Source organism: Caballeronia sp. LZ008 (assembly GCF_031451435.1).
Lineage (GTDB): Bacteria > Pseudomonadota > Gammaproteobacteria > Burkholderiales > Burkholderiaceae > Caballeronia > Caballeronia zhejiangensis.
In genome coordinates, this window is record NZ_JARUXK010000014.1 from 1 (window position 1) to 2,619 (window position 2,619).

The 2,619-nt window shown below is 59.8% G+C and carries 3 protein-coding genes; all 3 read left to right on the forward strand.

Annotation, left to right across the window (positions count from 1 at the left end):
- Positions 1-82: 82 nt before the first annotated feature.
- The 3 genes from QCE49_RS33490 to tnpC are packed head-to-tail and all read left to right on the forward strand — an operon-like array spanning position 83 to position 2,548.
- Positions 83-607 carry a transposase gene (locus QCE49_RS33490; protein WP_250460781.1) on the forward strand — a complete coding sequence of 175 codons (525 nt, stop codon included), beginning with the start codon at positions 83-85 and terminating at the stop codon, positions 605-607.
- The gene (gene tnpB / locus QCE49_RS33495) at positions 583-936 is read left to right on the forward strand and encodes an IS66 family insertion sequence element accessory protein TnpB (RefSeq protein WP_045463971.1); all 354 of its coding nucleotides are present in this window, start codon (positions 583-585) and stop codon (positions 934-936) included. The genes QCE49_RS33490 and tnpB overlap by 25 nt, the downstream gene beginning before the upstream one ends.
- A 31-nt stretch (positions 937-967) precedes the next feature.
- Positions 968-2,548, forward strand: a complete 1,581-nt coding sequence (gene tnpC / locus QCE49_RS33500; RefSeq protein WP_250460783.1) for an IS66 family transposase — start codon at positions 968-970, stop codon at positions 2,546-2,548.
- Positions 2,549-2,619: the final 71 nt, after the last annotated feature.

Sequence of the window (2,619 nt, forward strand, 5' to 3'; positions counted from 1 at the left end):
GTAAGCGGTCCATCTTCGACGTCTGGCAGTGAGCGACAGTAGCGAGGAGCATAGGTGTCCACCTATCTTGAGGTGGACACCTATGACTGGCATGGACTCAGAGTTGGCAGTAGTGCGTCGCAGCAGCGATGGCCGTCGCCGCTATGACGAAAAAAGTAAGCGCGCCTTGATTGAGGCAGCACTTCTTCCCGGAGTATCAGTCGCCGGTCTGGCTCAGCAGCACGGCATCAACGCCAATCTGCTGCGCAAGTGGATCGCGAAGTACCTGGTGGAGCGCGAGAAAGCCATTTCGCCAGCGTCGCAGCATAATGGCAACGACGAATACAACCCGTCTCAGCCCGACGAGTCGATTAATGAGGTGGCCGTCGATCTGCCCGGGTCGCACCAACGCGGCCCCGTCGCGGTAAAGCCGTCTGCGTTCGTGTCGGTCGTTTCAGCGGCGCCGCCACAGCCGTCCACACCACCATCGATGACACTTGCCTTGCATGTGCGTCTGTCGAACGGCGTCGAGCTTGAACTCGGCGGGGCAATCGCGACCATCGACGAATTGACGACCATGGTTCAGATTCTGGGGAGGATGCCGTGTTCCGGTTCGACGACGATCTGAAGGTCTATCTGCACCGCGATCCCGTTGATTTCCGCTACGGCATGAATAGCCTGTCGATTCTCGTCGAGCAGTCGATGCGCCTGAATCCGATGGACACTTCGCTATACATCTTCGGAAACCGGCGTCGCGATCGGATAAAAATCCTTGGCTGGGATGGCAGTGGTTTCTGGCTTCTCATAAAGCGATTGGAGAGAAGCCACTTCATCTGGCCCGACAACAAGGCTGAGATCGTGACGATGACCACCAACGTGCTGCACGCGCTACTCGACGGCGATGACATCACCGCGATTCGACGGCATCCGAAGCAGGAATATCATCGCGTGAGCTGAACAGTGAGGCGGCGTGCAGGTCTAACCCGCCATGCCGATCAACGTCACGATCACCGCCGAGGAACTGAAGGCGTTGCTTGCCGAGCGCGATGCTGCGCGTGCATTGCGAGAAGAACAGGAGGCATTACGCGGCGCCTTGCGGCTCGTGACGGCCGAGCGCGATCTCGCCGAGGAGCGCCTCCGAGCCTATCGTCGCGAACTGTTCGGCGCCAAGAGTGAAGCACGAGATTCTGATCAACCTAGCCTGTTCAACGAAGCCGAGACGCTCGGCGCGAACAGCGCGCCCGCGCATGAAGACACGCCGGAGACGACGGTCGCCGCGCACAAGCGCAAGAAGCGCGGTCATCGCAAGCCTCTAGATCCGAATCTGCCGCGCGAGGTCGTGCGACACGAACTGCCCGAAGCCGAACGCTTCTGCACGAACGATGGGCACGCGCTCGTCGAGATAGGTGCGGAGATCAGTGAGCAGCTCGATGTGATCCCCGAGCAGCTTCGGGTGATCCAACACCAGCGCGTCAAATATGCGTGCCCTTGCTGTGACCTCGGGATCAAGGTCACGCCGGCGCCGCCGCGCATCATCGCGCGCGGACTGTTGAGCGAATCGGCGCTTGCATGGATCACGACCGGCAAGTATCAGTTCGGCATGCCGCTGTATCGTCAGGCTGGTTTGCTGTGTCGCTTCGGCGGCGACATCTCGTCGAACACGATCGCCGCCAGCATGGTTCGCGTTGGCCTCGCGACCCAGCCCGTGATTAACTTGATGCGCGATGCGTTGCTCGAGGCAGAGCTGATCTACTGCGACGAAACAACGTTCCAGGTACTGAAAGAGAAAGGGAGAAAACCACAAACGAAGAGCTACCTCTGGGCGCAGATGACCGGCTCGGGCGTCCCTATCCGCTGCTTCAGCTATACACCTGGACGCGGCGCCAAGCTGGCCGACAAGCTGTTCACGGGCGTCCGCAAAGGCGCGGTTCTCGTAACTGACGGCTACGAGCCCTACAACGACATCGCTCAACGCTACGACCTCGTGCACCTCGGATGTTGGGCGCACCTGAGGCGGTACTTCATCAAAGCGGAGGACAACGTGCCGAAAGTCGCGCGTTCCCCCGACCTGCTCGCGACACGCTTCATCACGCTGATCGGCAAGCTGTTCGCTGCGGAGGCCCGCTCTAAGAAATGGAAGCCTGAGCGACGACAGCGATTGCGACGGCGATACAGCACGCGCATCCTCGACACCATCTACGCCTTGGCGCTCGCGCAGTCGCCCGGCATCGTGCCAAAAAGTCTGCTTGGAAAGGCACTGACCTATCTACGCGAGCAGTGGCCGAAGCTGATCCGCTATGTCGAGAACGGCAGTTGGCCTATCTCGAACAACTCTTGTGAAAACGCGATTCGCCCCTTCGTCGTTGGGCGCCGTTCATGGCTTTTTAGCGACACGGTTGCGGGGGCAAACGCAAGTGCAAACCTCTACAGCCTGATCGAAACGTGCAAAGCCGGCGGCATCGATCCTTATCGTTACCTCCACTGGTTATTCCAGCGCCTACCTCTGGCGAAGACCGTCGACAACTACGACGCGCTGCTTCCCTGGAAGATGCCCGCAGATCTCCGCTGACCCACTTCGCTATCACACATCACGCGCTCTACCATCTTACTCTGAGGGGCGTCGTTCGTGGATCGCTTACT

What these genes read in the sequence shown, in the direction of transcription:
- QCE49_RS33490 (WP_250460781.1), top strand. Translation starts at nt 83, where the DNA reads ATGACTGGCATGGACTCAGAGTTGGCAGTAGTGCGTCGCAGCAGCGAT.
- tnpC (WP_250460783.1), top strand. Translation starts at nt 968, where the DNA reads ATGCCGATCAACGTCACGATCACCGCCGAGGAACTGAAGGCGTTGCTT.